Origin of the sequence: Nocardioides oleivorans (genome assembly GCF_004137255.1) — a bacterium.
In the GTDB taxonomy this organism is placed as follows: Bacteria; Actinomycetota; Actinomycetes; order Propionibacteriales; family Nocardioidaceae; genus Nocardioides; species Nocardioides oleivorans.
The window spans coordinates 1,700,705-1,723,894 of sequence record NZ_SDWT01000001.1; the positions used below are offsets into that span (position 1 = coordinate 1,700,705).

Genomic DNA, 23,190 nt, shown 5'->3' on the forward strand with positions numbered 1-23,190 from the left:
CCTGTGCACCCGAGTCTCCCGCTTCGCCCCCCAGATCTGGGCCGACAAGCGGGGGAGTCACCGGATATCCGGAGACTCCCGAGCGACGCCCACCCCCGGCAGCCAGAGCGAGAAGCGGGCCCCACCGCCGGGCGCCGTCTCGACCCGCACCTGGCCGCCGTGCCGATCGACGACCTGCCGCACGATGGCGAGCCCGAGACCGGAGCCGGGCATGGTGCGCGACTCCTCGGCGCGGTAGAAGCGCTCGAAGACGTGCGGCCGGTCGGCCTCGGCGATGCCGTTGCCCTCGTCGTCGACGACGAGGATGCCGTCGGCCAGCCGCACGGTCACCGTGCCGTCGGTCGGGCTCCACTTGCCGGCGTTGTCGAGCAGGTTGGTCACCGCGCGCTCGAGGCTGCTCGCGTCGGCCACGACGCGCCACTCCTCGAGCTGGACGTCGAAGGAGATGCCGTGCGCGCGACGGCGTACGCGCGTGATCGCCCGCTCGACGACGTCGGCCAGGTCGACCTCCGCGACGACGTGGGCCGTGGGCTCGTCGCGGGCGAGCTCGACGAGGTCGCCCACGAGCGCGCTGAGCTCCTCGATCTGGGCCCGTACGTCGTCGAGCAGCTCGAGGCGTGCCTCCGCGGGAAGTGCCGTGTTGCCCTCGGCCTGCCGCAGCAGGTCGAGGTTGGTGCGGAGCGAGGTGAGCGGCGTACGCAGCTCGTGGCCCGCGTCGGCCACCAGCCGGCGCTGCCGGTCGCGGGACGCACCGAGGGCCAGCAGCATCTGGTTGAAGGCGGTCGCGAGACGCGCGACCTCGTCGTCGCCCTCGACGCGGAGCGGCGTGAGGTCCTCGGTGACCGCGATGCGCTCGACGGACGACGTGAGCCGGCGCACGGGTCTGAGGCCGTTGCGGGCGACGAGCCAGCCGGCGAGCAGGGCGGCCAGCACGCCGAGCGCACCGAAGACGAAGAGCACGCCCCCGAGCTTGCCGAGGGTCCGGTCGTTGGGCGCGAGTGACTGCGCGATCACCAGCGCCTGGCCGCTGCCGGACTGGACCGACGCGACGCGGTAGCGCTCGCCCTCGGTGGTGACGAGGGTCCGCACGGCCGACTCGCGCTTCCCGGTCACGACGTCGTACTCCGGCTGGCCCAGCTTGAAGTGCGGGATGTCGGTGCCGGAGGCGCCCTCGGTGGTCACGATCATGATGCGCACGTCGGCGGCCCCGAGCCACCAGGGAGGCACACCGCCGACGGTGAGCTCGGACAGGGCCGACACCGACGTCGCCTTGTGGGCCCGGTTGAGCAGCGACTGGTCGAGCGAGCTCATCAGCTGCTGGCGCATCACCACGAACGCGGTGAAGGCCATGATGCCGATCGAGATGCCGATCGCCAGCGTGGTGAGCACGGCGACGCGCGACGCCAGCGACCGGCGGTAGTGCCAGCGCCCGTCGGGCCAGGGCGTGGCCTGCGTCATGATTCCTTCAGCACGTAGCCCACGCCGCGCACCGTCTGGATCAGCCGGGCCTCGCCCTCGGCCTCGGTCTTGCGGCGCAGGTAGCCGACGTAGACCTCCAGCGAGTTGGCGCTCGTCGGGAAGTCGTAGCCCCAGACCTCCTCCAGGATGAAGGACCGGTCGAGGACCCGGCGCGGGCGCCGCAGGAACATCTCGAGGAGGGTGAACTCGGTGCGGGTGAGCTCGATCGACCGACCCCCGCGCGACACGTCGCGGCTGCCGACGTCCATCGACAGGTCGGCGAAGGTGAGCACCTCGGCGTCCGCCTCGGGGTCCGGGACGACGCGGCGCAGCAGCGCGCGCAGCCGGGCCAGCAGCTCCTCGAGGGCGAAGGGCTTGGTGAGGTAGTCGTCGGCACCGGCGTCGAGCCCCTCGACCCGGTCACCCACCGCGTCGCGCGCGGTCAGCACGAGGATCGGTACGTCGTTGCCCGCCGCCCGCAGCGCCCGCGTCGTCTCGATGCCGTCGAGGCGCGGCATCATCACGTCGATCACCACGACGTCGGGGTGCTGGGCACCGACCGCGACCAGGCCCTCGGCGCCGTCGGCGGCCAGCGCGACGTCGTACCCGTTGAACTCGAGCGAGCGACGCAGCGAGTCGCGCACGGCCCGGTCGTCGTCGACGACCAGCACGCGGGGCTTGGACTCGCTCACAGGGACATCACAGCGGACAGGATGCCACCGCGTCCTGAGCGCAGGCTGAAGATCGGGTGATCAGGCGTAGCGCGCGGCCAGCGTGCCGGCGCGGGCGCCGTAGCCGCCGCCGAACATGCAGGCGTGCACCAGCAGCGGGAAGAGCTGGTGGATCCCGAGCCGGTCCTCCCAGCCGTCGGCGAGCGGGTGCGCCTCGTCGTAGGCGGCCATGACCCGCGGCAGGTGGGTGAGCCCGAAGAGGTGCAGCATCGCCAGGTCGGCCTCGCGGTGGCCGCCGTGGGCCGCCGGGTCGATGACGTGGATGGTGAGGTCCTGACCCCACAGGCAATTGCCGTTCCACAGGTCGCCGTGGAGGCGGGACGGCGCCTCGTCGGGGAGGAGGTCGGTGAGCCGGCCGACGACCTTCTCGACCGCAGCGGCGTCGGCCTCCTCGATCGCGCCGCGGTCGCGGGCGAGCTTGAGGTAGGGCAGCACCCGGCGGATCGCGTAGAACTCCGCCCACGAGCCGGCCGTCCGGTTGGGCAGCGGCAGGCGGCCGATGAAGCCGTCCTGGTCGAGCCCCCAGCCGTCGGCGCCCGCGCGGTGGGTGGTCGCGAGCTGGTGGCCGAAGGTCACGGCCGCCTCGACCGGCGTCTTCGCGCTCTGCTCGACCCACGCCAGGATCACGCAGTCGCTGGCCGCGCCGAGGACCTCCGGCAGCGGCACGCCGCCGTCGACCTCCGAGAGCCACCGCAGCCCGGCCGCCTCGGCCTCGAAGAACCCCTCGGGCGCGTGCGGCAACGTCTTCATCAGCGCGGTCTGGCCGCTCGAGAGGCGCAGCCGCGTCGCGGTCGCGATGTCGCCGCCGGCCACGGGAGAGGTCGCCACCACCGACGAGCCGAGGAGCTCCTCGGCACGCCTGGCGACCAGTGGCTGGCGAGCCATCAGGCGGGGTCCCCGGGCGGCCCGTCGGCCCGGCCCAGCACCTCGTCGAGCGCCGTCACGATCGCGTCGCTCGTCCGCTCCACCATCGCCAGCACCTCCTCGAACCCGTCGTCTCCACCGTAGTACGGGTCAGGTACCTCGGCGCTCGGATCGTCCGGATCGAGGTCGCGGAACAGGCCGATGCGCTCGGTGCGGCCGCCGACGTCGGCCAGGTTGGCCTCGTCCATCACGAGCACGAGGTCGTACGACGTCGCCCACGAGTCGTCGTACTGCCGCGCGCGGTGCCGGGTCGGGTCGTAGCCCGCGGCGCTCAGCGTGGCGGCGGCGCGGCGGTCCATCGGGTCGCCGACGTGCCAGCCGCCGGTGCCCGACGAGGCGACCTCGACGCGGTCGTCGAGGCCGGCGTCGGCCAACCGGCTCTTCAGGACGACGTGGGCCGTGGGGGAGCGGCAGATGTTGCCCAGGCAGACCAGGGCGATGCGGTAGCTGCCCGGCGTGCGGGCGGGAGGCAGCCCCGGCATCAGCGCTCGGCGGGAAGGGCCGAGCGGACGCCCCAGCCGACGATCGTGATGATCAGCGAGCCCGCGACCGCGTTCCAGAAGCCGTTGACGTGGAAGCCGATGTCGAAGGCGTCGGCGAGCCTGGCCGTGAGCAGCAGCATCAGTGCGTTGATCACCAGCAGCAGGAAGCCCAGCGTCAGGATGATGAACGGGAGCGAGAGCAGCTTGATCACCGGCTCGATGAAGGTCGAGACGAGGCCCAGGATCAAGGCGACCAGCAGCAGCGGCAGGATCTTGTCCTGCACCTCGGCGGTCCCGTTGCGAGCCCCCGCGAAGCGGATCCCGTCGAGCAGCCACGCCGCGACCGCGAGTCCCGCGGCGTAGGTGAGCAACCAGGTGATGAAGCGCATGGCTGTGACATTAGCGCGCTCCGCGCGCGGTGCTCGCCGCGCTGGAGGACCCCGTCGACCCTCCTCGCTCGACGGCGCTGCCTCGCTGCGCTCGTCACGCTTGCTCGCTCGTCAGTCACGACGGGGTAGCGCGCCGAGCGTGGTGGCTGGATGAGGCTGTTGGCCACCCGGCTCCCGCTAGCCTCCGTGAGGTGGTGACGATCGGCGGAACGGGCGTGATGGTGCTCGGCGGGCTGGTCGCCGCCGTGGTCGCCGTGCTGCTCGCGCTCGCCACCCGGCGCTGGCTCGGCACGGTCACGGCGGTGTCGGTCGCGGGGCTGCTGTGGTCGCTCGTCGCGATCGCCCTGGTCACCCTGGTGCCGACCCGTCCGGACGTCGGGTTCGTGCCGGCGGAGACCCGGAGCGAGACCTGCTCGTGGGACTACGGCGGGCCCTCGGGTGCCGCCTTCGAGGTCCTCGGCCTCGACCAGCGCACCCTCAACGTGCTGCTCTTCGTGCCGGCGGGCCTCTTCCTCGTGCTCGCCGTGGGTCGGTGGTGGATCGGGCTGGTGCTCGCCCCGCTCGGCCTCGGGCTGCTGGCGGCGTACAGCCTCGGCATCGAGCTCACCCAGCTCCAGCTCGCCCGGCTCGACCGCGCGTGCGACGTCACCGACATGGTCGACAACATCGTCGGTGCCGGGATCGGCTTCGCCCTCGGGCTGCTGCTCCTGCCGGTGGTCAAGCCGTGGCGCCGGCGCCTTGTCTAGGGTGCGGTCATGACCTCGCCCCAGCCCCGGCCGAACGTCCTCGCCATCCCTGCGTACGTCGCCGGCAAGCCGCCGGTCGCCCGCCCCGGGCTGACGTCGTACAAGCTCTCCTCGAACGAGAACCCCTACCCGCCGCTCCCCGGCGTGCTGGAGGCGGCGACCGAGGCGGCGGCGTCCATGAACCGCTACCCCGACATGGGCAGCACCGCGCTCTACGCCGCGCTCGGCGAGGCGATGGGTGTCCCGACCGAGGACCTCGCGGCGGCCACCGGGTCGGTCGCGCTGATCTACCAGCTCGTCAACGCCTTCTGCGACCCCGGTGACGAGGTCGTCTACGCGTGGCGCTCGTTCGAGGCCTACCCGATCGCCGTCACCGCGGGGGGCGCGACGAGCGTCCAGGTGCCGGTGACCGCCGACGGCCGCCACGACCTCGACGCGATGGCGGCCGCGGTCACCGACCGCACCAAGGTCGTCATCGTCTGCACGCCCAACAACCCGACCGGTCCGGCCGTCACGCAGGCCGAGCTCGACGCGTTCATCGCCCAGGTGCCGTCGCACGTCGTGGTCGTCGTGGACGAGGCCTACCTCGAGTTCGTGCGGATGGACGACGCGATCGACGGCGTCGCGACCTACCGCCGCCACCAGAACGTGGTCCTGACCCGCACCTTCTCCAAGGCCTACGGGCTCGCCGGCTTCCGGGTGGGGTACGCCGTCGCGCCGGCGCCGCTGGCCGCTGCGCTCCGCGCGGTCTCCACGCCCTTCGGCGTCAGCCACGTCGCCCAGGCGGCGGCCATCGCCTCGCTCGCCTCGCAGGACGCGCTGTTCGAGCGGGTGTCGGACCTCGTCGAACGGCGGGCCGACCTCGTCGCCCGGCTCCGCGAGGTCGGCTGGGACCTGCCCGACGCGCAGGGGAACTTCGTGTGGTTCCCGCTCGGCGACCGCGCGCTCGACTTCGCCGCCGCCTGCGGGGAGGTCGGGATCTCGGTGCGCCCCTTCGCCGGCGACGGGGTGCGGGTCAGCATCGGCGAGTCCGAGGCCTTCGACCGGGTGGTCGAGGTGGCCGCCCGCTTCGCGCCGTCGACCTGACCTCGCCTCCGGCGGTGAGTGAGCCACATTTCGGTCCGACGAAATGTGGCTCACGCACCGGCGTGGAGGTGTCGCTGACGGACGCGCCGGGGAGCGGTGGCGCAGCCACATTCGACGCGCGGAAAATGTGGCTCACGCACCGCTGGGCACCGAGTCCGGCGCTGCCGTCGGCGCCCGGTCCATCCGCCGGAAGCTGGGCACCCGGGTCGGTGCCATCGTCGTGACGAGGTACGCCGCCCCGGCGAGGAGGAGCGCGGGCGACACGCCGAGCCCGGTGACCGCGAGGCCGCCGAGGATCCCGCCGAGCGGCATGAGGGAGAAGCACAGGGCGGTGTTGAGCGAGGAGACCCGCCCGAGCAACGGCTCGGGGATCCGCTCGAGGATCACGGCTCCGAGGATCGGGTTCAGGAAGCCCGACGCCGCACCCGCGACGACCGTGACCGCAAGGACGGCCCAGACCGGCGACTCGAGCGCCATCACCACGAAGCGTGGCGCGCCCGCGACGAGGAACGCGACGACGTACGTCCGGTAGCGCGGCAGCGTCTCGCCCCACCGCGCGGCCACCAGCGCACCCAGCACCGACGCACCGCTCATCACCGCGAAGAGCGTGCCGAGCACGGCGACGCCGGCCCCGGACTCCTTCGCCCACACCGGCGCGAGCACGGCGACCCAGGCCTGGTCGACGAGGTTGGTCACCGCGACCATCGCGCAGATCGAGACGAGCACCGGGTCCCGGCGCAGGAAGTCCCAGCCCTGCCGCAGCTCGGTGGCGTACGACGTCGGGCCGGCGTCGACCTCGGGCCGGACCGGTCGGCCGAGGCCGGTCGTCGCGATGCCGAAGACCACGAATGAGACGAGGAACGACGCGGCGTCGACGTAGAGCGCGTTGGCCGCGCCGACGGACGCGACGAGCAGGCCGGCCAGTGCGGCGCCGGCCATGGTCGAGGTGCGCTCGACGGCCGCGGCCAGCCCGGCGACGCGCTCGAGGGAGAACCCGGCGGTCTTCGCGATCTCCGGCGTCATCGCCGCCTTGCCCGCGTCGCCCGGACCGCGCAGCGCTCCGGCGAACGCGACCAGCACGAGGAGCATCGGGAACGACAGCATCTCGAGGTGGTGCAGCAGCGGGATCGCGCCGACGACGAGCGCGGAGACGAGGTCGCAGGTGAGCGTCACGCGGCGCGGGCCGAGGCGGTCGAGCAGGGGCCCGCCGAGTGCCTTGAAGACCACCAGCGGCGTGATCTCGACCGCGGCCACGAGACCGGTCTGGGTCGCGGACCCGGTGGTCGACAGGACGAACCACGGGATCGCGATCATCGAGACCCGGGTGCCGACGTAGGAGATGCCCTCGGCGACGAGCGCGCCGACCAGGGGGGTGCGGCTGGTCACGACTCGCCCCACTCCTGGCCGGGCCGCGGGTAGGCATTGAGGTTGACCACGAAGGGCTTCGCGTCGGCGTCGTTGTCCGTGCCGCCGTCGGCCTCCTCGATCACCTCGGCGAGCGCGCGGACGAGCCGCTCGGCCTGGGTCGCGGTGAGCCTCAGCTCCCAGTCGCTCAGGGTGCCGGCGGTGCGCCACTCCTCCGGGAGGAACGGCAGCTCGGTCACGGCCGCGCGCGTGCGGTCGGCGTACAGCATCGCGACGGTGGTGAGGTAGGCCTCGACGTCGGTGTCGTCGACCCGCTTCTCGCGGAAGTCGGTCCGGGTGCTCTGGTGCGCCGCGCGCCACCACCGGTCGCGTGCAGTGCCGCGCTCGGCGTCCTCCTCGATGAAGCCGTGCTGGGCCAGCTGGCGCAGGTGGTACGACGTCGCGCCGGTGTTGAGGTCGAGGCGCTGCGCGAGCGTGGTCGCGGTCGCCGGGCCCTCGGCCCGCAGCAGGGTGAGCATCTTCAGCCGGACCGGGTGGCTCAGCGCGCGCAGGCCCGCGATGTCGGGGGTGATGGAGGAGGGCATGCCGGCCACGCTACGACTGCAAAGAGTCATTTGCAAACACTTCTTTGTAGAAGTGCGGGGCAGTCCAGCCGGTCCGCACTGGACTACGCGGCGGGGCGACGTATGGTTGAAGGATGAACGACACGGCGAGCTACACGAAGCAGGGCCAGCCCTTCGAGCGCGACATGACCTACCTGCCCGACCGGGTCCTGGCCGGCTCGACGTCGCTGGACCCGCTCGACGAGCAGTTCCCGAGCGGCTCGAAGGACAGCCCGCGCGACGTCCCCGTGTGGGAGGCCACGCCGGGGCGCTACCGCCTCGTCGCCGCCCGCGCCTGCCCGTGGGCGCACCGCTCGATCATCGTCCGCTCGCTCCTCGGCCTCGAGGACGTGATCTCGTGGGGGGCGCCGGGCCCGACGCACGACCAGCGCAGCTGGACCTTCGACCTCGACCCCGGCGGGGTCGACCCGGTGCTCGGCATCGAGCGCCTCCAGCAGGCCTACTTCGCCCGCGAGGCCGACTACCCGCGCGGCATCACGGTGCCCGCGATCGTCGACGTCGAGTCGGGCCAGGTCGTCACCAACGACTTCCCGCAGATCACCCACGACCTCTCCTTCGAGTGGCGCGAGCACCAGCGCCCCGACGCGCCCGACCTCTGGCCCGCCGACCTCCGCGAGGAGATGGAGGCGGTGATGAAGCGCGTCTTCACCGAGGTCAACAACGGGGTCTACCGCTGCGGCTTCGCCGGCTCCCAGGAGGCGTACGACGACGCCTACGCGCGGCTGTGGACGGCGATGGACTGGCTCGAGGAGCGCCTCGCCGACCGTCGCTACCTGATGGGCGAGGCGATCACGGAGGCCGACGTCCGGCTCTTCACGACGCTCGTCCGCTTCGACGCGGTCTACCACGGCCACTTCAAGTGCAACCGCAACAAGCTCACCGAGATGCCGAACCTCTGGGGCTACGCGCGCGACCTCTACCAGACGCCCGGCTTCGGCGACGAGGTCGACTTCGAGCAGATCAAGCGGCACTACTACGTCGTCCACACCGACATCAACCCGACGCAGATCGTCCCGGCCGGCCCCGACCCGGCCGTCTGGCTCACGCCCCACGGCCGCGGCTAGGCGGACCAGGGGCCGCCTGGGCCCCTCATCCCGGCGGCGGGACCCACGCCGGCCCCTGCCCGAAGCGCGCGAGCACCGGCCCGTCGGCCGTCCAGCGCACTCGCGCGAGGTAGAGCACGCGGCGTCCGCGCAGCGCCACGTCGTCGTGGGAGGAGTACGTCGCCTCGCACGGCGCGTTGGCGCCGTCGCACACCCAGCCGTGCACGAAGAGGCGGTTCGGGGGGCCGGGCACGTGGTCCGCGCCGCCCGGACCGCAGATCCCCGTCGTCCGACGGTCCAGCAGCGTCGTCTCAGGCGCCGTCTGCCAGCCGCGACGCACCGAGGTCGAGGCGCGCCACACCGTGCGATAGCCGCAGCTGCCGAAGTCGCCGCGGCTCAGCAGGAGGTGGTGCCGTCCGCGGGCATCGACCATCTCCGGGTTCTCCAGCACGCCCGGGTCGCGCAGGAGCTCGCGGCTCGGTCCGGCCGCGCGCAGCCCGCTCGCCGTCAGCCGCACCATCCGGATCGACGACGGCGTGCCCTGGGTGCGGTAGAGCAGGAACCGCCGCCCGTCCGGCGCGACGTACGAGGACGGGTCGATCACCCCGCGCCGCGGCAGCCCGCGCTCGGGGGGTACGACGTCGCTCGCGACCGCCGTGGCGGCCCCCGACGGGCAGGCGAGCGGCTGGGACTGCAGCGGTGTGAAGGGGACCGAGAGGTCGGGCGAGGTGGCCACGCCGATGCACCGGTCCTCCGTGCCCGGCAGCCCGGTGACCGGGACCGAGTAGTACGCCAGCCACGTGCCGTCGGGGGCCCGGACGACCTCGGGCGCCCACACGTCGCCGTTGCGCGCCCAGTCCGGGCGGGCACCCAGCAGGGGCGCGCCGGGTGCCCAGCCGGCGTACTCCTGGGTGCTGCTGGCGGTGCCGCCGCGCCACCCGGTGCCGGCGGCGAACCAGCGGGTGCCGTCGTGGACGACGCTGGGGTCGGCGAGCGGCTGCTCCCAGAACAGCGGACGGGGCGGGAAGGCGACGACGTCGGCGGTGGCTCGGGCAGGGCTCCAACCAGGGCCGAGGAGGGGCGCGAGCAGGGGTCCGACCAGCAGGGCGAGGAGGACGGTGGCGACGCGCATCGCGCACAGGCTACGTCCGCGAACCCCTCCTGATGGGCTCTTCCGGGACGGATCGTCAAGACATGTCGAACGCACCCATCAGCCTTCGTCCGGAGCCTTCCGCTGCCGGTGTCACGCGGTGCAGGGTGGTGCCTGTTCCGGTCTGGGGGGATCGGACGCGGGGCTGGCTGGGGGGCCGGCCCCGCGAAAGCTTCGTCGGAAGATCGACAGCCCGGCGCCGGCGGTCCCGAGCCGCCGGCTCCGGGCATTCGCTGCCGGCGCCAGGTGGCTCCCCCCGCGTCACCCGGATGTCTCCGTCCCCGACCACGCCCTCGGCGCAGGTGCGACGGAGGCCGAGCCGGTGCCGGCGGGTACCCACGAGCCCGTCGGCACCGGTCTCATCCGCCCACTGCACAGCGTCCGTCGAGCCCGCTCCGGATTGGTGCTGTCACGCTGCTCCGGATACGTTGAGCCCACCATGTGGTCGGGGTCACACACGCCGACGATCACGCTGCAAGCCGTCGGCGTCCGGCGATCCCGCGACTGCCGCTAGCTGTCGAAGGAGTACCTGCGTTGTCCGAACATGAGAGCTTCGGCCCCGACCTGGCGGAGGTCTTCGGGCCCTCCCAGTCCGACGGCGGCCCCGACCTCGTCCAGCTGCTGACGCCCGAGGGCGAGCGCGTCCACCACCCCGAGTTCGACCACGACTTCTCGGCCGAGGAGCTCCGCGGGCTCTACCGCGACATGGTCCTCACCCGGCGCATCGACGTCGAGGCCACCGCCCTCCAGCGCCACGGCGAGCTCGGCATCTGGGCCCAGCTGCTCGGCCAGGAGGCCGCGCAGATCGGCGCCGGTCGTGCGCTGCGTCCCCAGGACTACGTCTTCCCGACCTACCGCGAGCACGGCGTCGCCTACTGCAAGGGCGTCGACCCGCTGCGGCTTCTCGGCCTCTTCCGCGGCGTCGACCAGGGCGGCTGGGACCCGAACGAGAACAACTTCGGGCTCTACACCATCGTCATCGGCGCGCAGACCCTCCACGCCACCGGCTACGCCATGGGCATGCAGCGCGACGGCGTCGTCGGCACCGGCGACCCCGACCGCGACTCGGCCGTGATCGCCCACTTCGGCGACGGCGCGTCCTCGCAGGGCGACGTCAACGAGGCCTTCATCTTCGCCGCGTCCTACAACGCCCCCGTCGTGTTCTTCTGCCAGAACAACCAGTGGGCCATCTCGGAGCCGATCGAGCGCCAGACCCGCATCCCGCTCTACCAGCGGGCGCTGGGCTTCGGCTTCCCGGGCATCCGCGTCGACGGCAACGACGTGCTGGCGACGTACGCCGTCACGAAGGCCGCGCTGCAGCGCGCGCGTGAGGGCAACGGACCGTCGTTCGTCGAGGCCTACACCTACCGGATGGGCGCGCACACCACGACCGACGACCCCACCCGCTACCGCCTCAACGACGAGCTCGAGCACTGGAAGCTCAAGGACCCGATCGAGCGGCTCAAGGTCTACCTGCGCCGCAACGGCCTCGTCGACCAGGAGTTCTTCGACGACCTCGACGCCGAGGCCAAGGAGCTGGGCCACCACCTCCGCGAGGGCTGCAAGGCGCTGCCCGACCCGAAGCCGCTCGACCAGTTCGGCTACGTCTTCAGCGAGATGACCGACGAGATCGCTGCCCAGCGCGACGAGTTCGCCGCCTACCTCGCGTCCTTCGAGGGGAGCCACTGAGATGAGCACCAACCAGAAGATCACCCTCGCCAAGGGCCTCAACATGGGCCTGCGCAAGGCGATGGAGGACGACGACAAGGTCCTGCTGATGGGTGAGGACGTCGGCAAGCTCGGCGGCGTCTTCCGCATCACCGACGGCCTGCAGAAGGACTTCGGCGAGGACCGCGTCATCGACAGCCCGCTCGCGGAGTCCGGCATCGTTGGCACCGCGGTCGGCATGGCGCTGCGCGGCTACCGTCCCGTCATCGAGATCCAGTTCGACGGCTTCGTCTACCCCGCCTACGACCAGATCGTGTGCCAGGTCGCGAAGTACACCTACCGCTCGCAGGGCAAGGTGAAGATGCCGATCGTCATCCGCATCCCCTTCGGTGGCGGCATCGGCGCGGTCGAGCACCACTCCGAGAGCCCGGAGGCGCAGTTCGCGCACACCCCCGGTCTCAAGGTGGTCGCCTGCTCCAACCCGGTCGACGGCTACTGGATGATCCAGCAGGCGATCGCCCACGACGACCCGGTGATCTTCCTCGAGCCCAAGCGGCAGTACCACGCCGACAAGGCCGAGCTCGACGAGACCGCGACGCCCGAGCCGCTCTTCACCTCGCGCGTCGTGCGCGCCGGCACCGACGCCACCGTGCTCGCCTACGGACCGACCGTGAAGACCGCGCTCAAGGCCGCCGAGGCCGCCGCGACCGAGGGACGCCACCTCGAGGTCATCGACCTGCGCACCCTCTCGCCGCTCGACATGGGTCCCGTCCTGGAGTCCGTACGCCGCACCGGCCGCTGCGTGGTCACCCACGAGGCGCACGTCAACCTCGGCATGGGCGCCGAGCTCGCCGCCCGGATCACCGAGCACTGCTTCTACTCGCTCGAGGCCCCGGTGCTCCGCGTCGGCGCCTTCGACATGCCCTACCCGCCGTCGCGGATCGAGGAGGAGTACCTCCCCGACCTCGACCGGGTGCTCGACGCCGTCGACCGCACCTTCGCGTACTGAGAGGAACGACATGTCTGACTTCCTCCTCCCCGACGTCGGCGAGGGCCTCACCGAGGCCGAGATCGTGGCCTGGAAGGTCAAGGTCGGCGACACGGTCGAGATCAACGACGTGATCGTCGAGATCGAGACCGCCAAGTCGCTCGTCGAGCTGCCGTCCCCCTTCGAGGGCACCGTCCTCGCGCTGCTCGTCCCCGAGGGCGAGACCATCCCCGTCGGCACCCCGATCATCTCGATCGGTGCTCCCGGTGAGGCGCCGACCGCCCCGCAGACCGAGTCCGACCCCTACCTCGGCATGGCCCAGAAGGCCGGCGCCGACGACGGTGGTTCGGAGGGCTGGGGCGGCAGCGCCGCCGCCCCCGACCAGGTCGACCCGGCCGACATCGACCTGTCCAACCCGGCCGCGTCCGGGTCGATGGAGGGCGCGTCGCTCGTCGGCCGGATCAAGGCCGAGCGCGGCCCGATGCGCCGTGCCCGCCGCGGGTCGGCGTCGCCGAGCACGGTGGCCGGCAGCCAGACCCAGCTGCAGGTGCAGGGTGCCTTCTCGCCCGGTGGCGCCCAGTCCGACGAGGTCATGCCGGCCGACGAGTCGCCGGTCCCCGCCGTCGACCAGCGCCCGGAGCACACCGCGCCCGCCGAGGCGCTCGTCCCGGCGTCCGTGCAGGAGCCCAGCGACGTACGAGCCCTGGCCAAGCCGCCGGTGCGCAAGCTCGCCAAGGACCTCGGCGTCGACCTCGGCACGCTGGTGGGGTCGGGTCCGTCGGGCTCGATCACCCGCGACGACGTGCAGGGTGCCGCCCACGGCGCGTCCGGTCGTACGCCGGCTCCCGCCACTGCTCCGTCCGCACCCGTCGCCGCCGGCGCGGGCTCTCACGCCGGACCGCGCGAGCGCGAGACCCGCGAGCCGATCAAGGGCGTGCGCAAGATGATGGCGACGGCGATGAGCCAGTCGGCGTTCACCAGCCCGCACGTGACCGAGTGGATCACCGCCGACGTCACTGCGGCGATGCAGCTCGTGGCCCGCCTCAAGAAACGTCCCGAGCTGCGTGACCTCAAGGTCAGCCCGTTGCTCGTCCTCGCCCGCGCGGTCATCCTCGCGATGAAGCGCACCCCGGAGATCAACACCTTCTGGGACGAGGCCGCGCAGGAGGTCGTCTACAAGCACTACGTGAACCTCGGCATCGCGGCCGCCACGCCGCGCGGCCTGGTGGTTCCCAACGTGAAGGACGCCGACAGCCTCTCGCTGGTCGAGCTGGCGGGCGCGCTCGGCGAGCTCACCGCCACCGCACGCGACGGGCGGACGCAGCCGGCCGAGATGGCAGGCGGCACGTTCACGATCACCAACGTCGGCGTCTTCGGCGTCGACGCGGGCACCCCGATCATCAACCCCGGCGAGTCTGCGATCCTGTGCTTCGGCGCGATCAACAAGCGGCCCTGGGTCGACGAGGAGACCGGCGAGATCGTCGTCCGCGACGTCACGACGCTGGCGCTGTCCTTCGACCACCGCCACATCGACGGCGAGAAGGGCTCGCGCTTCCTCGCCGACGTCGCCGGGATCCTGAACGACCCGGGGACCGCCCTGCTCTTCTGACCCTTGTCCGCTGTCCAGGGACGAACTGGTAGGTCCGGGGCCCATCGCGCCCACCAGGACGTCCCTGGATAGCGGGGGTCAGAGGGCGCAGCAGAACGTCCCTGGACAGCGGGGGTCAGCGGGCGTGCCAGGCGGCCAGCACCTCGGCCTCGCGCTCGGCCGTGAGCGCGGTGACCGGTGAGTCGAGGCAGTCGGGTGCGGTGTCGGCGACGGGTCGCAGCACCAGCCCGGCAGCCACGGCCGGGCCGGGGTCGTGCGCCAGCATGCCGTCGTGCTCCGGGCGCGGGAGCCACAGCGGCAGCGAGTCCTCGCCCGCCCAGGGCTGGACGCCGTGCTCCTCGAGGAAGTCCGTCGGCACCCAGGTGAGGGTCGGGTCGGAACCGACGCCGGCGGCCACCTGGGCGAGCAGCTCCGAGATGGGCACGGGGGTGCCGACCGCGTCGAGCACCCCGGTCGTACGACGCTCGGCGAGCACCAGGAGCCACGCGGCGAGGTCGCGCACGTCGATCACCTGGACGACGTCGTCGGGTGAGCCGGGTGCGAGCACCTCGCCACCGCGCGCCAGCCTCTGCGGCCAGTGGGCGAAGCGCCCGGAGGTGTCGCCGGGACCCACGATCAGCCCGGGCCGTACGACGACCACGGACGACGCCGCGGCCAGGACGGCCTGCTCGCAGGCGACCTTCATCCCGCCGTAGGCCTCCGGGTCGACGGCGAGGTCCACGTCGTCGGTGATCGGGTCCACGAGCGGCTCCATGAGCGGCGAGGAGCTGTCGGCGTAGACGCTGATGGTCGAGACGAACACCCAGTGGGCGCCCGACGTGGCGTCCACCGCGCTGCGCGCCTGCGACGGCAGCCGCGTGACGTCGACGACCGCGTCCCAGTCGCCGTCGGCGATCGCGGCCGGGACCTCCTCGGTGCGATCCCACGCCAGGTGGGTGGCACCGTCGGGCACCGGGCCCGAGCGACCACGGCAGGCGCAGGTGACCTCCCAGCCCCGCGCGACGGCCTGCGCGGCCACCTCGCGGGACAGGAACCGGGTACCGCCGAGCACGAGGATCTTCATGTGGCCCAGTCCACCCACCCTTCGGGGCGTGCGACAAGATGGGTTCGCTGTCGGCGCAACGGGTGGACGACCCCTTTGTAGGTATCGCCCGGCGCTGCGACAATGGCCGTCCCCGGACCGTGTGAGAGGAGTGGGCACGCATGTCCCTCGATGCCACGTCGGCGTCCTCAGGCCAGCCCACCACGTCGGCCCTGCTCGCGCGGGCCCAGCAGGTTGCCGACCAGCTCGTCTCCGAGGCTCGTGCGGAGGCCGAGCGGCTCACCGCCGACCTCGCCAGCCTCCGCGAGGAGGCCCGCCTGCTCAAGGTCGAGGCCGAGCGCGACCGCGCCGAGGCCGGCCGGGCACGCCACCAGGCCGAGCAGGTGCTGGCCGGTGCGTCCGCGGAGGCCTCTGCGATCGTCGTCGACGCCAACGAGCAGGCCGGGCTGCTGATGAGCTCCGCCGCCGGTGCGCGCGACGAGCAGGTCGAGGCGGCCAGGAGCGAGGGCGACAAGCTCCGCGCCCAGGCCCAGGACGACGCAGCCGCACTGCGAGCCGAGTCGCAGGAGCTGCGCGACACCGCAGCCACCGACCGGGCCGACCTGCTCGAGGGAGCCCGGCTCGAGGCCGAGTCGACCGTCGGCTCCGCCCAGGAGACCGCCGCGCGTCTCGTCGAGGAGGCCCGCACCGCCGGCCAGCAGCACCTCGACTCCGCGGCCGCCGAGGCCGAGTCGTTGCGGGCGAGCGCCTCGACCGAGTCGGCCCGCATGCGCGACGAGGCGGCGCTCCACGTCGAGGAGCTGCGCCGCACGACGGGGTCGGAGGTCGACCAGATGCGCCGGCTCGCCGAGGAGACGCTCGCCGCGGCCCGCACGGAGAGCGAGGAGAAGCTCCGCCACGCGGCCGAGCAGACCGCGTGGGCGACCCAGACGGTCGAGTCCGTGCTGGCCGGTGCGGCCACGGAGGCGGAGTCGATCCGCAAGGCCAGCCACGCCGAGGCCGGTGACCACGTGCGCCTGGTCCGCCACCGGCTGCAGGGAGTCATCGCCGCCGTCGACGCCCGTGTCGCGCTCGAGCTGGCTGAGGCCAAGCAGCGAGCCGACGAGACCGCCCAGGACGCCGCTCACGCGGCGGCCGAGCGGAGGGCGGAGGCGCGGACCGCCCTCGAGCAGGCGGAGGCGGAGGCGGCCCGCGTCATCGCCGACGCGACCGACGAGTCCGAGCGCGCCGTCGAGCGGCTCGAGCGTCGCCGGGCCGAGGCCGAGTCCGGTGCCGCGAGCCTGCGCGCCCTCGTGGCCGAGGAGGTCACCCGCACGCGTGCCGAGGCGGCGGAGGAGCGTCGTCGGGCCCGCGAGGAGGCGGTCGTCCACCTCGCCGAGGGTCGTGCCGAGGCCGACCAGCTGCGCGAGGGAGCCCGCCGCGCCGTCGAGCGCGCCCGTGCCGAGATCGCCCAGCTGCAGACCCGCCGCGACGGCATCGCCGCCGAGCTCGGCCAGCTGTCGGGCGTGATCGAGGCGCTCTCGGTGCCCGAGCGCGAGCAGACCGCGTTCCAACCCCTGCCCGAGGCGGCCCCGACCGCCGAGCCCCTGCGCCCCTCCCTCCCGCACCGCCCCGTCGCCGTCTCGCCCGACCTCGACGCCGACGACCGCCCCTGATCACACCGCTTCCCCCGCCCCCACAGGAGATCCCCGATGCCCGAAGAGCTGTTCACGATCGTCCGTCGCGGCTACGACCAGGCCGAGGTCGACCGGGCCGTCGGCCAGGTGCAGGCCGAGCTGGCCGAGCTCAAGCAGCGGCTCCAGGCCGCCGAGGTCGCCGCCGAGCAGGCACGGGGTGACGCCGAGACCGCGCGCAACGAGGCCTCGGCCTCCCGCGACGCCCTGGTCTCCGCGCAGCAGCAGGAGCCCGAGGTCCCGACCTACGCCCACCTCGGTGACCGGGTCGGGCAGATCCTCTCCCTCGCCGAGACGGAGGCCGCCGAGATCCGCGACCGGGTCGTCGGAGAGGTCGAGTCGCTGCGCAAGGAGGCCGAGGCCGAGGTCGGCCGGCTGCGCGCCGACGCCGACCGGTACGCCGAGGAGACCCGTCGTGACGCCGACGCAGAGGGCGCCCGCGTGCTGGGCGACGCGCGCACGGCGGCCGACTCCGAGCGGGACGCCGCCGAGCGCGACGCCTCCGCCCGCCGCGCCGAGGCCGAGGCCCTCCACGAGGACCAGCGCGCCAAGGCCGCCCAGGCCGCCGCGGACTTCGAGACGACCCTGGCCGAGCGCCGCCAGAAGGCGACCTCGGAGTTCCAGGCCCAGCAGGCCGCGACCCAGGCCGAGCTCGATGCGATGAATGCCCGCAACCGCGACGCCGAGGCGGCGCTCGAGCGCTCGCGCGCCGAGGCCGAGTCGCGGATCGCCCGGATGCTGGCCGAGGCCGAGGAGCGCTCGACCGCCATGGTCAGCGAGGCCCGCGGCACCGCCGACCGGGTGCGCGCCGAGTCCGAGCGCGAGCTGACCGCCGCCGCCCAGCGCCGCGACAGCATCAACGCCCAGCTGTCCAACGTCCGCCAGATGCTCGCCACCCTCACCGGCACCGTGCCGGGGATCGCCTTCCCCGGCGAGCCCGCGCCGGCCGCGGTCGCGGACGACGTACCCGCGCCGGCGGCAGCAGCCGACGAGCCCGAGCCGTCGGAGGAGCCCGAGGTCGTCGAGTCCTCCGACGAGGTCGTCGAGACCGAGGAGTCCTCCGAGCAGCGGTGACCCACCCACCTTCCGCTCGCTCGGAAGGTGGCCCACGCACCGCCCGTCCTCTCGCGACACGCCCGGGATGCATCGTGAGTCTCCAGGAGACTCACGGCCGAGCGGCGGGTCGTGGCGCATGTCTCCACCCCTAAGTCGAGTAAGTCACTAGAAATTGGCTATGGTGGTCCGGGTTGCCCCAGCACTCGGACGGAGACACCCATGCCCCACCCCGTACGTCGCCTCGCCGCGGCGGTCGCCTCGACCGCCCTCGTGGCGCTCGGCGCGAGCGCGTGCAGCGGCGCGAGCGCGCAGATCACGGACGCCGACGGCGTCACCACGCTGCGCTACCAGGCCACGCCCGGACTGATGAACTACGCCGAGCTGGCCGCTGCGCTCGGCTACCTCGACGGCATCGAGCTGCAGAACATCGGCACCGCCCAGGGTGGACCCGAGCAGCTGCGCGGCCTCGCGACCGGGCAGGCGGAGTTCGCCGTGGGTCCGTTCAACGGAGCCATCGCCCGCGCCGTGTCCACCGGGCTCGACATGACCGCCGTGGTCGGCAGCTACGGCACGTCGGGTGACGTCGAGATGTCGCTCCTCACGCTCGCGAGCAGCGACCTGCGCGACGGCCACGACCTCATCGGCAAGACCGTGGGCGTCAACACGCTCGGCGCCAACTCCGAGGCGCTGATCGACACCTACCTCGCCGACGAGGGGCTGACGAGCGAGGAGATCGAGGAGGTCACGCTCGTGCCGCTGCCCGGCGCGACCCTCGAGGCCGCGCTGCGCCAGGGCCAGGTCGACGGCGCGCTGATCTCCTTCAGCGCCCGCGCCAGCGCGATCAAGAACGGTGGCGTGCGCGACCTGGCGACCGACTCCGACTTCGTCGGCGACTACACCGGCGGCAGCACCGTGCTGATGGACGACTTCATCGAGCAGCACCCCGACATCACCCGGGAGTTCGTGGGTGCGCTCGCCGAAGCCATCCACTGGCAGCAGACGCACACCAAGGACGAGGTCCTCGAGGTGTACGGCGACTGGCTGGCCGAGCGCGGTCGCGAGCCCGAGCTGGCGACGTACGCCCTGTGGCAGGGCAACGGCCTGCCGAACGACGGCGGCGTGCTGACCGAGCACGACTTCTCGATGTGGCTCGACTGGCTCGAGTCCAACGGCGAGGTCGAGCCCGGCTCCCTGGACGTCGACGACGTCTTCACCAACGAGTTCAACCCCTACGCAGACCACGCAGCAGACGAGGAAGGCACCCGATGAGCAGCAGGATCGACCTGAGCGGGGTGGGACAGGTGTTCCACGTCCGCAACGACCAGAGCAAGCAGATGGAGAAGTTCGTGGCACTGGCCGACGTCGACCTCACGGTCGCGCCCGGCGAGTTCCTCACGATCGTCGGCCCGAGCGGCTGCGGGAAGTCGACGGTGCTCGACCTGATCAGCGGGCTGTCCACGCCGGCCCTCGGCACGGTCTCGATCGACGGCACCCCGGTCACCGAGCCGGGCCTCGACCGGGGCGTGGTCTTCCAGCAGTACACGCTGCTCCCGTGGCGTACGGCGCAGGGCAACGTCGAGCTCGCCCTCGAGGCGGCCGGCGTGAGGCGCGACGAGCGCCGACGGACGGCGGCCGAGTTCCTCGACCTGGTCGGGCTGTCGGACTTCGCGAACCGCTACCCCCACGAGCTCTCCGGCGGCATGAAGCAGCGCGTCGCCATCGCGCGCTCGCTGTCGTACCAGCCGGAGGTGCTGCTCATGGACGAGCCGTTCGGCGCACTGGACGCGCAGACGCGCGAGCGGCTCCAGGAGGAGCTGCTCGGCATCTGGAGGCGGACCGGCACGACCGTCGTCTTCATCACCCACGACATCGACGAGGCGGTCTTCCTCGGCCAGCGCGTCGCCGTGATGAGCGCGCGCCCCGGCCGGATCCGCGACCTCGTCGAGATCGACCTCGACCGCACGGCGGCCGCCGACGTCGACGTGCGATCCACGCCGGAGTTCGCCCGCTACCGCCACGAGATCTGGACGCTGCTGCGCCAGGCCAACAAGTCGGCGCAGGACCCGGCCGACCACCACCTGGAGGAGGTCGAGCGCGTTGCCTAACCTGCTGCTCGAACGCACCGAGGCCCGACCCAACCAGCGCCAGGAGGCCTCCGCCGGAGTCCACTCGGCCAAGCAGCGAGCCGCCGTCCTGCGGTGGACCCGGGGGCTCACCGGGCTGGCGCTGCTCGCCCTCGTCTGGGAGGTCGTGCCGCGCCTCGGCCTGGTCGACCCCTACTTCGTCCCGCCGCTCAGCACCGTCGTCGGCGCCTGGTGGGAGCTCGCCACCACCGGCCAGCTCTGGACCCACGTGCAGGCCAGCCTCGTCCGCTCCGGGGTCGGGTTCGTCCTCGCGCTCGCGCTGGCGATCCCGCTCGGTGCGGTCATCGCCTGGTACTCCCCGGTCCGCGAGCTGCTGACGCCGGTGCTGGAGATCTTCCGCAACACCGCCGCGCTGGCGATCCTGCCGGTGTTCGTGCTGCTGCTCGGCATCGGCGAGACCTCGAAGATCGCGATCGTGGTGTTCGCCTGCTTCTTCCCGGTGCTGCTCTCGACGATCGCCGGTGTCGGCTCGGTCGACGTCCAGCTGCTGCGCGCTGCACGGGTGCTGGGCATGTCGCCGGTGACGACCTTCCGCAAGGTGGTCTTCCCGGCCGCCGTGCCGACGATCTTCACCGGCATCCGGATCGCCGGCGCCGCCGCGATCCTGGTGCTCATCGCCGCCGAGATGATCGGCGCCACGGCCGGCCTCGGCTACCTCATCAACTACAGCCAGTACAACTTCCTGATCCCGCAGATGTACGCCGGCATCCTCACGACCGCGCTGATCGGCCTCGCCGTGAACTTCGGGCTGGTCGCCATCGAGCGCCGGCTCTCGCGCTGGCGCGCGTGACCCGACCCGGAAAGGACACCGACCCATGTCGAAGCACCTGATCCTCAACGCGTTCCTGATGAGCACCGGCCACCACGAGGCCTCGTGGCGGATGCCGGAGACCGACGTGACGAGCTATCGCGACGTCACGCACTACCAGCGGCTCGCGCAGGTCGCCGAGCGCGGAAAGATGGACTCGGTGTTCTTCGCCGACAGCCCGTCGATCTTCGGGGTGAACCTCGAGCGACGTCCGGCCGAGGCGATCGAGCCGGCCCTCCTGCTCACCGCGATGGCGGTCGCGACCGAGCGGATCGGCCTGGTCGCCACGTCCTCGACGACCTACGAGGAGCCCTACAACCTCGCCCGCACGTTCGCCTCGCTCGACGCGATCAGCCACGGTCGCGCCGGCTGGAACGTGGTCACCACCGCCGACCTCAAGGCCGGCGCCAACTTCGGGATGACCGAGGCACCGTCCCACGCCGAGCGCTACCGCCGGGCCGAGGAGTTCCTCGAGGTCGTGCTCGGCCTCTGGGGCGGGTGGCGCGACGACTCGACGGTCGCCGACAAGCAGTCGGGCGTCTTCCACGACTCCGCCAGGGTGGACGTGCTGGACCACGTGGGCGAGCACTTCCGCGTCCGCGGCCCGCTCAACGTCGGCCGCTCGGAGCAGGGCCACCCGGTGATCGTGCAGGCCGGCTCGTCCGTGCCCGGCATGGCGCTCGCGGCGGCGTACGCCGAGGCGGTCTTCACCGCGCAGCCGTCGATCGACGACGGACGGGCGTTCTACGACGAGCTGAAGGCGGCCACCCGCAAGGCCGGGCGCAACCCCGACCACATCAAGATCCTGCCCGGGCTGGTGCCGATCATCGGCAGCACCGAGGCCGAGGCGAAGGCGATCGAGCAGCAGCTCGACGACCTCGTCGTGCTCGACCACCCGCTCGACCAGCTCTCGGCCGACATCGGGATCCCGGTCGACGAGATCGACCTCGACGCGCCGCTGCCGGACGACATCCGCCCGGCGAGCGACATCCAGGGCAACCGGGCGCGCTACGAGCTCGTCGTGAAGCTCGCCCGCTCCGACGACCTGACGGTCCGTCAGTTGCTGCTCAAGCTCGGCAGTGGCCGCGGCCACCGGTCCTTCACCGGCACGCCCGAGCAGGTCGCCGACGACATCGAGCTCTGGTTCACCTCCGGCGCGGCCGACGGGTTCAACATCATGCCGGCGGTCCTGCCCTCGGGCCTGGAGGCCTTCGTCGACCACGTCGTCCCGATCCTGCGCCAGCGCGGCCTGTTCCGCGACGACTACACCGGTACGACGCTGCGCGAGCACTACGGCCTCCCGGTCCCGCAGCCGCGGGTGACCCGGCTGGAGGCGAGCGCCTGACCCCCGTTGGTCGACGACGGACGGAGTCGTGTCCTCCGCTGGTCGAGGAAGGACGGAGTCCTGTCACGAGACCCGGTCACGTAAGTCGGGCGACCCGGGGCCGGGGGGTTTCGTGACGGTCGCTGCGCGACCTCCTCAACCAGCGGGCACGCGCTGCGCGACCTCCTCAACCAGCGGGCACGCGCTGCGCGACCTCCTCAACCGACGGCTCCGTTGGTCGAGGAAGGACGGAGTCCTGTCACGAGACCCGGCAACCCTGTCCACAGATCGCCGGAGGCGTCTGGATCCGGCGGCCGAGACCGACCACCGTGGGGACATGCCGCACGTCTACATCCTCCGGTGCTCGGACGACAGCTTCTACGTCGGGAGCACCTGGCACCTCGAGCGCCGGGTCTCGGAGCACAACCTCGGGATCGGTGCGGCCTACACCAGACGGCGCAGACCGGTGACGCTCGTGTGGTGCGGGGACTACGACCGGGTCGAGGACGCCTACGCCATGGAGAAGAGGATCCAGGGGTGGTCGCGGGCGAAGCGGCAGGCCCTGATCGACGGCCGGACCGACGACCTCACGCCGTTGTCCAGCCGGAGCTGGGCCGCGATCAGGGAGCGCCGCGGGTCGGGCGACCAGGGCCGGGGGGTTTCGTGACGGTCGCTGCGCGACCTCCTCAACCAACGGGCACAGGCTGGCGACCGCCTCAACCAGCGGCTCCGTTGGTCGAGGAAGGACGGAGTCCTGTCACGAGACCCGGTCACGTGAGTCGTGCGACCAGGGCCGGGGGGTTTCGTGACGGTCGCTGCGCGACCTCCTCAACCAACGGGTACGTGCTGCGCGACCGCCTCGACCAGCGGCTCCGTTGGTC

At 72.5% G+C, this 23,190-nt stretch carries 22 protein-coding genes; 13 read left to right on the top strand and 9 right to left on the bottom strand.

Translation table 11 applies throughout. The features are described from left to right. Nucleotides 1-57: 57 nt before the first annotated feature. From EUA93_RS08100 to EUA93_RS08120, 5 genes are read right to left on the bottom strand one after another with little or no spacing between them, the layout of a single operon-like run. A complete protein-coding gene (locus EUA93_RS08100; protein ID WP_129399662.1) occupies nt 58-1,458 on the bottom strand; it encodes a HAMP domain-containing sensor histidine kinase in 1,401 nt (466 codons plus the stop codon). Then, on the bottom strand, nt 1,455-2,150 hold the full coding sequence (locus tag EUA93_RS08105) for a response regulator transcription factor (protein WP_129399663.1): 696 nt from the start codon (nt 2,148-2,150) through the stop codon (nt 1,455-1,457). Before EUA93_RS08105 ends, EUA93_RS08100 begins: the two co-directional genes overlap by 4 nt. 60 nt (nt 2,151-2,210) lie before the next feature. Then, nucleotides 2,211-3,074: a fructosamine kinase family protein gene (locus EUA93_RS08110; protein ID WP_129399664.1), complete on the bottom strand. Its 864-nt coding sequence runs from the start codon at nt 3,072-3,074 to the stop codon at nt 2,211-2,213. Further along, complete coding sequence (locus tag EUA93_RS08115; protein WP_129399665.1) at nt 3,074-3,595, bottom strand: low molecular weight protein-tyrosine-phosphatase; 522 nt, start codon at nt 3,593-3,595, stop codon at nt 3,074-3,076. Before EUA93_RS08115 ends, EUA93_RS08110 begins: the two co-directional genes overlap by 1 nt. Continuing rightward, nucleotides 3,595-3,984, bottom strand: a complete 390-nt coding sequence (locus EUA93_RS08120; RefSeq protein WP_129399666.1) for a phage holin family protein — start codon at nt 3,982-3,984, stop codon at nt 3,595-3,597. The genes EUA93_RS08115 and EUA93_RS08120 overlap by 1 nt, the downstream gene beginning before the upstream one ends. Before the next feature lie 191 nt (nt 3,985-4,175). Between EUA93_RS08120 and EUA93_RS08125 the strand changes: the two genes are divergently transcribed. Both EUA93_RS08125 and hisC read left to right on the top strand, forming a co-directional pair. Continuing rightward, nucleotides 4,176-4,730 (top strand): VanZ family protein, encoded by a 555-nt coding sequence (locus EUA93_RS08125; protein ID WP_129399667.1) that lies wholly within the window; start codon nt 4,176-4,178, stop codon nt 4,728-4,730. 9 nt (nt 4,731-4,739) lie between these two features. Then, the gene (gene hisC / locus EUA93_RS08130; protein ID WP_129399668.1) at nt 4,740-5,816 is read left to right on the top strand and encodes a histidinol-phosphate transaminase; all 1,077 of its coding nucleotides are present in this window, start codon (nt 4,740-4,742) and stop codon (nt 5,814-5,816) included. Between the two features lie 132 nt (nt 5,817-5,948). On the opposite strand, the gene EUA93_RS08135 is transcribed toward hisC, so the two are convergent. Both EUA93_RS08135 and EUA93_RS08140 read right to left on the bottom strand, forming a co-directional pair. Continuing rightward, nucleotides 5,949-7,202: an MFS transporter gene (locus tag EUA93_RS08135; protein ID WP_129399669.1), complete on the bottom strand. Its 1,254-nt coding sequence runs from the start codon at nt 7,200-7,202 to the stop codon at nt 5,949-5,951. Next, nucleotides 7,199-7,765, bottom strand: a complete 567-nt coding sequence (locus tag EUA93_RS08140; RefSeq protein WP_129399670.1) for an ArsR/SmtB family transcription factor — start codon at nt 7,763-7,765, stop codon at nt 7,199-7,201. Before EUA93_RS08140 ends, EUA93_RS08135 begins: the two co-directional genes overlap by 4 nt. A gap of 113 nt (nt 7,766-7,878) precedes the next feature. Here EUA93_RS08140 and EUA93_RS08145 point away from each other — a divergent pair, with 113 nt between their 5' ends. Continuing rightward, nucleotides 7,879-8,868: a glutathione S-transferase family protein gene (locus EUA93_RS08145; protein WP_129399671.1), complete on the top strand. Its 990-nt coding sequence runs from the start codon at nt 7,879-7,881 to the stop codon at nt 8,866-8,868. Between the two features lie 25 nt (nt 8,869-8,893). Here the strand turns inward: EUA93_RS08145 and EUA93_RS08150 are convergent, their stop codons facing one another. Further along, nucleotides 8,894-9,979, bottom strand: a complete 1,086-nt coding sequence (locus EUA93_RS08150; protein ID WP_129399672.1) for a family 43 glycosylhydrolase — start codon at nt 9,977-9,979, stop codon at nt 8,894-8,896. A gap of 552 nt (nt 9,980-10,531) precedes the next feature. On the opposite strand from EUA93_RS08150, the gene pdhA reads away from it, so the two are divergent. The 3 genes from pdhA to EUA93_RS08165 are packed head-to-tail and all read left to right on the top strand — an operon-like array spanning nt 10,532 to nt 14,262. Beyond that, the gene (gene pdhA / locus EUA93_RS08155; RefSeq protein WP_129399673.1) at nt 10,532-11,686 is read left to right on the top strand and encodes a pyruvate dehydrogenase (acetyl-transferring) E1 component subunit alpha; all 1,155 of its coding nucleotides are present in this window, start codon (nt 10,532-10,534) and stop codon (nt 11,684-11,686) included. A gap of 1 nt (nt 11,687) precedes the next feature. Next, the gene (locus tag EUA93_RS08160) at nt 11,688-12,674 is read left to right on the top strand and encodes an alpha-ketoacid dehydrogenase subunit beta (protein ID WP_090968278.1); all 987 of its coding nucleotides are present in this window, start codon (nt 11,688-11,690) and stop codon (nt 12,672-12,674) included. Nucleotides 12,675-12,684: 10 nt separating this feature from the next. Beyond that, nucleotides 12,685-14,262, top strand: coding sequence for a dihydrolipoamide acetyltransferase family protein (locus EUA93_RS08165; RefSeq protein WP_129399674.1), 1,578 nt, complete (start codon nt 12,685-12,687; stop codon nt 14,260-14,262). A gap of 115 nt (nt 14,263-14,377) precedes the next feature. Here EUA93_RS08165 and EUA93_RS08170 read toward each other — a convergent pair whose 3' ends face one another. Next, on the bottom strand, nt 14,378-15,325 hold the full coding sequence (locus tag EUA93_RS08170) for an NAD-dependent epimerase/dehydratase family protein (protein ID WP_129399675.1): 948 nt from the start codon (nt 15,323-15,325) through the stop codon (nt 14,378-14,380). Nucleotides 15,326-15,465: 140 nt separating this feature from the next. Here EUA93_RS08170 and EUA93_RS08175 point away from each other — a divergent pair, with 140 nt between their 5' ends. The 7 genes from EUA93_RS08175 to EUA93_RS08205 all read left to right on the top strand — a co-directional run bounded on the left by EUA93_RS08175 (nt 15,466) and on the right by EUA93_RS08205 (nt 22,976). After that, a complete protein-coding gene (locus EUA93_RS08175; protein WP_129399676.1) occupies nt 15,466-16,959 on the top strand; it encodes a coiled-coil domain-containing protein in 1,494 nt (497 codons plus the stop codon). Nucleotides 16,960-16,995: 36 nt separating this feature from the next. After that, nucleotides 16,996-18,051: a coiled-coil domain-containing protein gene (locus EUA93_RS08180; protein ID WP_129399677.1), complete on the top strand. Its 1,056-nt coding sequence runs from the start codon at nt 16,996-16,998 to the stop codon at nt 18,049-18,051. Nucleotides 18,052-18,252: 201 nt separating this feature from the next. Beyond that, nucleotides 18,253-19,302, top strand: a complete 1,050-nt coding sequence (locus EUA93_RS08185) for an ABC transporter substrate-binding protein (RefSeq protein ID WP_129399678.1) — start codon at nt 18,253-18,255, stop codon at nt 19,300-19,302. Then, complete coding sequence (locus EUA93_RS08190; RefSeq protein WP_129399679.1) at nt 19,299-20,138, top strand: ABC transporter ATP-binding protein; 840 nt, start codon at nt 19,299-19,301, stop codon at nt 20,136-20,138. Before EUA93_RS08185 ends, EUA93_RS08190 begins: the two co-directional genes overlap by 4 nt. Beyond that, the gene (locus EUA93_RS08195) at nt 20,131-20,967 is read left to right on the top strand and encodes an ABC transporter permease (RefSeq protein WP_207208631.1); all 837 of its coding nucleotides are present in this window, start codon (nt 20,131-20,133) and stop codon (nt 20,965-20,967) included. Before EUA93_RS08190 ends, EUA93_RS08195 begins: the two co-directional genes overlap by 8 nt. Nucleotides 20,968-20,992: 25 nt before the next feature. Further along, complete coding sequence (locus EUA93_RS08200) at nt 20,993-22,330, top strand: LLM class flavin-dependent oxidoreductase (RefSeq protein ID WP_129399680.1); 1,338 nt, start codon at nt 20,993-20,995, stop codon at nt 22,328-22,330. Nucleotides 22,331-22,646: 316 nt separating this feature from the next. After that, nucleotides 22,647-22,976 (top strand): GIY-YIG nuclease family protein, encoded by a 330-nt coding sequence (locus EUA93_RS08205; RefSeq protein ID WP_129399681.1) that lies wholly within the window; start codon nt 22,647-22,649, stop codon nt 22,974-22,976. Nucleotides 22,977-23,190 lie beyond the last annotated feature (214 nt).